Consider the following 5,963-nt stretch of genomic DNA (forward strand, 5'->3'; position numbering starts at 1 on the left):
CGGCGAGGACAACGTCACCTACGAGAGCGACTACCCGCACTCGGACTCCACGTGGCCGAACACGCGCTCCGTCGCCGAGGAGCAGATGAAGAAGCTCTCGCGCGAGCAGATCGAGAAGATCACGCGCAAGAACGCGATCACGATGCTGTCTCTGTCGCCCGAAGGCCGTCACGTCCTCACGAGCTGAACGGGTGACTCACGGCTTGGTGTGACGTCGCGGCCTCAGCCGAACGCGAGGGTGTGCAGCCCGCTCGAGTACGTCGTGATGACGAGGTGGCCTTCGCCGAGGCTCAGCGCGCCGGAAGCGCTCGTGTCGTCCGGGTTGGGTGCGCCGACGTCGGGCTCGGCGACCGGTGAGCAGATCGCGGCCCCGCAGCCGGCGAGCGGGAAGGCACGCAGCGGCGCGCCGTAGCTGCTGCTGACCCACACGGTGTCCGCGCTGGCGACGACATCGCCGACGTCGATCACGCTGTCGCTGGTCCAGAGCGTCGCCCCCGAGACGAGATCGACGGCGGTGACGCGGAAGGAGTCCGTCGTCGGAGCGTCCGGATCGTTCCACGACATGACCGCTGTGTCGCCGGCGACGACGGTGGTCCATGGACGGAACGGCAGGGGGATCGTCCGCGTCGGCGGGCACGGCTCGGCCCGGCAGCTGTTCTCCGCGTACACCGCGAGCTGTCCGCTGCGGGCGTTGGTGGAGGACGGCACGATGACATCGCCCCGCCACGCCACCGGCAGCGCGTGGTCGCCCGACGGTTGAGCGGACGCCGGTGCCATCGCCCCGTCCGCAGCATTGACGAACGACACGGTGCCGTTGACGAGCTCGAGCGCGACCTGACCGTTCGGCAGCGCGACCGGTGGCGACGGGTAGTCCGCGCTCGACGTGTCGTGCCACCGCTCCGCACCGGTCGCTGCGTCGAGACCGGTGATGAGCCCGGTGTCGAACGCGGTGACGAGGGTGTCGCCCTGGACGACGCCGGGGTAGGCGGCGTCGCCGCCGTCGTGGGTGTCGACGTAGGTCCAGGCGAGCGTGCCGTCGGCTGCGTGCAGGGCGACGATGCCGCCGTGGCCGGCGTCGTCCAGCGCGGAGGCGCCGACGTAGACCAGCCCGCCGTGCGTCATGAGGTCGGACGCGCTCGCGCGCCAGCTCGTGAGCGCGCGCAGGTCGGCCGTCCAGAGGTGGGTGCCGTCACTGATCGCGTAGGCCTCGATGACGTCGGCGTCCGGTCCGACCACGAAGGTGCGCCCGCCGGCGATGACGGCCGGGCTCTGAGCGGCGTGGGTGGCGGACGGCGCGGTCCACGCGAGGTGGGCGTCCGTCCCGGCGACCGTCGGAGACGGCAGGTAACCGGTCTCGCCGGCGTCGCCCCGCAGGCCGGGCCAGTCATCGGCCGTGGTCGGCGCTGGGGTGGTCGGCGCTGGGGTGGTCGTGGGCGGGGTTGTGGCGGGTGGGGACGCGCCGCTGACCCGTGACACCGTGATCGACCTGCGCACGAGCACGCGTCTGTCCCGGGCAACCACGGCAAAGGTGTGACGGCCGGCGCGGAGGCGGTCACGGACCGTCCACGTCACCCGCCCGCCTGGACCGATCCGGCGCCACGGGCCTTGCCCCTGACCGTCGATCAGCAATCGGGCGGTCGCCGGGTGGAGGTGCAGCGCCGTCACGTGCGCGACGTAGCCTGCGATCGAGGCGACCAGCGAAGGTCGAGTCGGTGTGCGCGGCGCCGCACCAGCGCCGGCGGGAGCAGCGGCGAGTGCCGCGGCGATCAGCAGAAGACCGGCGCCGCGACGCATGCCTCGCGTCTACCCGAAGCGTGATCCGTCGAACCGCGCTCGCCGTCGGCCGTGTCATGGGGCGCCACTAGCGTCAGAGCGTGCGCGACGTCAGCATTCGTCGCGCTGCGCTGTCCACCGCGGCGGCGTTCGCGGTGGCGGGTGCGAGCTTCGGCTCGTTCGCGGGTCGCATCCCCGACGTGCAGGCGCGACTGCGGCTCACCGACGGCCGGCTGGGCCTGACGCTGCTCGCGCTGACGGCCGGCGCGTTCCTCGGCATCCGGGCGATGCCGCCGTCGGTGGGCGCGATGGGCCTGCGGCGGACGATCGCCTGGTCCGTGGTCCTCACGCCACTGGCGCTCGGAGCCGACGCGGCCGCCCTGCAGGCCCGGTCCGAGAGCGCGATGGTCGTCGCGCTCGCCGCCACCGGCTTCGTCTTCGGTGCGCTGGACGGGGCGATGAACGTGCACGCCGTCGTCGTCGAGACGCGCCGCGGCAAGCCGATCATGAGCCGGATGCACGCCTGCTACAGCGTGGGCGCGCTCGCCGGGTCCGGCGTCGCCGGCCTGCTGGCCGCGCAGGGCGTGCCCGCCACCACCGCGTTCCGCGCCACGAGCGTCGTGATCGTCGTCGGGGCGCTCGTCGCGGCCACCGGCCTGCTGCCTGACGCGACGCTGCCGCCACCGCCGCCGCACCCGGCCGGTCGGCGCGTACGCCGGCTCTCGCCGACCGTCCTGCTGCTCGGCGCGATGATGCTCGTCTGCTTCATGACCGAGGGAGCGACGGCGGATTGGAGCGCGGTGCTGCTGCACCGCGAGCGGCACGCGAGCGCCGGCGTGGCGACCACCGGCTACGTCGCGTTCAACGTCGCGATGACGACGTTCCGGCTGCTCGGCGATCACGCCACCGGGCGCTTCGGTCGTGTAGCGATCGTTCGCTGGGGCGGCGCGCTCGCGGCGACCAGTCTCGCCGTCGCCGCGCTCGTGCCGTCAGCCGCCGTGGCCGCGGTCGCGTTCGGCGTGCTCGGCATTGGGCTCGCCACGCTGGTGCCGGTGATGTTCAGCGCGGCGGGGGAGCGCGGCGAGAATGCGCTCGCCGACGTCGGCAGCGCCGGTTACATCGGTCTCATGGCCGGCCCGCCCGTCATCGGCGGCCTGGCCGAGCTGCTCGGCCTGTCGTGGGCGCTCGTCGTGCCCGCCGCGTGCGTCGCGGGCGTCGCTATCAGCGCTCTAGCGGTTCTTGCTACCAGCGAAGATGCGGCCCAGGAGTAAGGCTCGATCGGCCACACGCGTTGCACACGGCGTCACCCCATAGGATCGCCCCGACAAGGGAGGCCAAGTGGACGTCTTCGCGAGTGGCTTGACGAAGATGTCGGAACTCGCTGCCGAATTCCCGGAGCCCGGCGTCATGAACGAGGCGACCACGCGCCTCCAGGTTGTTGATCGAATCCTGACGGAATGCCTCCGATGGCCGCTTTCGCAGATTGAATGCGAGACACCCGAGGGTGGCGAATACGCCGACTATTCGATCGGCCGACCCGCTGTTGCCGCCATTCTTGAGGCAAAGCGGGAAGGCACCTGGTTCGCCATACCCGCGGGTGTTGACACCCGACGCTCCGTGGACATTGAGACGTTGATGGCTGACGCCGAAACAGGTAAGGCGATCGAACAGGTGCTTGGCTATTGTCAGCGCCGTGGCGTTCCCATTGCCGTGCTATGCAATGGCCACCAACTTATCGCGTTCTTCGCGTCCCGTCAGGACGGCGTTCCACCGCGCAAAGGACGTGCGCTCGTCTTCCCCTCCCTTCGCTCGATGGAGGAAGGCTTTAAGATCCTTTGGAGCCACCTGTCGCCAGGTGGGATCGCGGAACGCAACCTGCAACGTGCGCTGCTGGGCCGAAGCGTAAAACCTGCTCCGCCGCCGAAACTGTCCGACGAAATATTTGGGTACCCTGGTTTTAGGCAGAGAAGCGCGCGGGAGACCGATCTCAAGATTCTTGGAGGGATCTTTATCCAAGACCTGGAATCCGAGGAAACTGTTTCAGAGGCTTTTTTGCGCGAGTGCTACTGCAATACGGGTGCCCTTTCCCAGTACGCGCTTGTTAGCAAGGAAATATTGCGCGCTCGTTATGCGGGTGTCGGGGCGGCCGGAGACGTAGAAGTTGAAACGGCGACACGCAAAGGCGGTGTTAATCCGCGATTGAGAATGACTGCGGACGTAATGGCTGCGGCAATGAGTCGGCGACCGTTGATTATTCTCGGAGACGTAGGTGTCGGGAAATCGATGTTTCTTCGTCACTTGATTCGTGTCGATGCGGCGGAGGTGCTCGACTCGAGTCTGGTTTTTTACGTCGATTTCGGGAAGGAGCCGGCGCTCACCAGCCATCTCGAGTCATACGTCGAGCGCCGCATCCGGGAGCAACTCGAGCATCAGCGATCGACGTCGATCGCTGATGCGGGGTTCATCCGCGCGACTTATAATCGCGAGCTAAATCAGTTCAAACGCGGCATCTACGGCGACTTGGAACGCGACGATCCCGCCGAATTCCGTCGGCGCGAGATATCGCTGCTGGAGGATCTCACCGCCGATGGCACCGCTCACCTTCGCAGAAGTCTCGAACATATCAGAGCTACCGAGAACCGCGCGGCCGTGATCGTGCTCGACAACATTGACCAGAGACCCCCGGAGTTTCAAGAACGGGTCTTTCTTATTGCGCAGTCGCTCGCGGAAACATGGCCCGCAACTGTGTTCGTGGCCCTTCGACCCAAGACCTTTTATGACTCGCGGAGTCGCGGGTCCCTGGCCGCGTACCAGCCACGGGTCTTCGCCGTGACGCCGACTCGAGTCGACGAGGTAGTGCGGAGGCGTCTGGCGTTCGCAGTCCGTCGACTCGACGACGCCGAGGCAGCTGGGGGTTTCCCCGAGAATCTAACGCTGGATAGTTCGGACTTGCGGAAGTACCTCAAAGTCCTTGAGAAAGCGTTCAAGGGCGAGACCGAATTGAATTCCCTACTCGAAAACCTAAGTGGCGGCAACCTGCGGCTGGCTCTGACGCTGTTGGCTTCTTTTGTTGGGAGCGGATACGTGTCGACACAACGAATACTGGATGTTGCTGCCGAGGGCCGCACATATGTCATTCCGACGCACGAATTCCTTCGCTCCGTGATCTTTGGAGATTACGAATTCTATGATCCGGCCGCGAGCGAAATCTGCAACCTTTTCGATATTACGGCGGACGACGGTGGCGAACATTTCCTGATGCCGATGCTCCTGGCGTATGTGCAACGAAGCGGAGAAGCGGCGGGAGCGGAAGGTTTCGTGTCTTCATCTAGCCTCTACGAGCTGGGCCAGAGCCTTGGGTTTACCCAGGAGCAGGTTGGAAGCCACATTCAGAGAGCGATCAAAAAGCGCCTGCTCGACTCGGCCGACGAGGGTGGGGCGGGTGGGCCCTACCGCATTACAAGTGCTGGCAGCTATTCCTATCGACGCCTAATCCGCGACTTCACCTACGTTGATGCGATGGTTGTCGATACGCCGATCGTCGACGTCGCAGTTCGGGCGCAGATACGTGATGTCCGCGGGATCCTCGAGCGGCTCGACAGGGCGGACCTCTTCATTAAGTACCTCGACGACCAATGGAAGACGTTCGGTGATACGGAGGCCCTCCCGTTCGATTGGGCGGAGGCCCGGAACGCACTGGTGGCTGATGTCGCGGGTGCAAGGGAACGCGCCCTTCGAGCCGAGGCGCGGCGTCGGGACGATGACGCGTCCCAGCGTGCTCGTCGGCCGCGGCCGCCTCGACGGCAGCGGCGATCGACCTAGTGAGGGCGGGCCGCGTGCGTCGCGGGGCATCGCAGTGGGGCGCCCCGCCGCCCGGCGGCGCTTCAGTGCCGGTGCAGCAACAGGTCTGACAGCGCGAGCACGACCATCAGCGTGATGCCGATGACGATCAGTGCGGTGCTCATGCACCTACAGTGCGGCACGGGCCTTGGCTCGGGCTGACGAATCCCTGAAGTTCACTGATGTGGGGGACGGGGTCAGCCGACGAGGGCGTCGGCGACGACCCGGCGGTGCTTCGCGCGAGTGCCCCACGCGGCGTCGAGCGCCCACACCCGCTTCAGGAACAGGTGGAGGTCGTGCTCGGCGGAGTAGCCGATGGCGCCGTGGCACTGCAGCGAGCTCTTCGCGGC

The 5,963-nt window shown here is 67.1% G+C and carries 4 protein-coding genes; 3 read left to right on the forward strand and 1 reads right to left on the reverse strand.

The features are described 5' to 3' along the window. The coding region (locus tag VHB92_RS14565) for an amidohydrolase family protein (RefSeq protein ID WP_325454490.1) at positions 1 to 187 on the forward strand (187 nt) is incomplete at its 5' end. A gap of 35 nt (positions 188 to 222) precedes the next feature. Here VHB92_RS14565 and VHB92_RS14570 read toward each other — a convergent pair. After that, complete coding sequence (locus tag VHB92_RS14570) at positions 223 to 1,794, reverse strand: PQQ-binding-like beta-propeller repeat protein (RefSeq protein ID WP_325454491.1); 1,572 nt, start codon at positions 1,792 to 1,794, stop codon at positions 223 to 225. A gap of 80 nt (positions 1,795 to 1,874) precedes the next feature. Between VHB92_RS14570 and VHB92_RS14575 the strand changes: the two genes are divergently transcribed. After that, the gene (locus VHB92_RS14575; RefSeq protein ID WP_325454492.1) at positions 1,875 to 3,044 is read left to right on the forward strand and encodes an MFS transporter; all 1,170 of its coding nucleotides are present in this window, start codon (positions 1,875 to 1,877) and stop codon (positions 3,042 to 3,044) included. 67 nt (positions 3,045 to 3,111) lie between these two features. Further along, a complete protein-coding gene (locus tag VHB92_RS14580) occupies positions 3,112 to 5,595 on the forward strand; it encodes a hypothetical protein (protein WP_325454493.1) in 2,484 nt (827 codons plus the stop codon). Positions 5,596 to 5,963: the final 368 nt, after the last annotated feature.

Source organism: Humibacter sp. (assembly GCF_035547335.1).
Lineage (GTDB): Bacteria > Actinomycetota > Actinomycetes > Actinomycetales > Microbacteriaceae > Humibacter.

What these genes read in the sequence shown, in the direction of transcription:
- VHB92_RS14570 (WP_325454491.1), bottom strand. Translation starts at nt 1,794, where the DNA reads ATGCGTCGCGGCGCCGGTCTTCTGCTGATCGCCGCGGCACTCGCCGCT.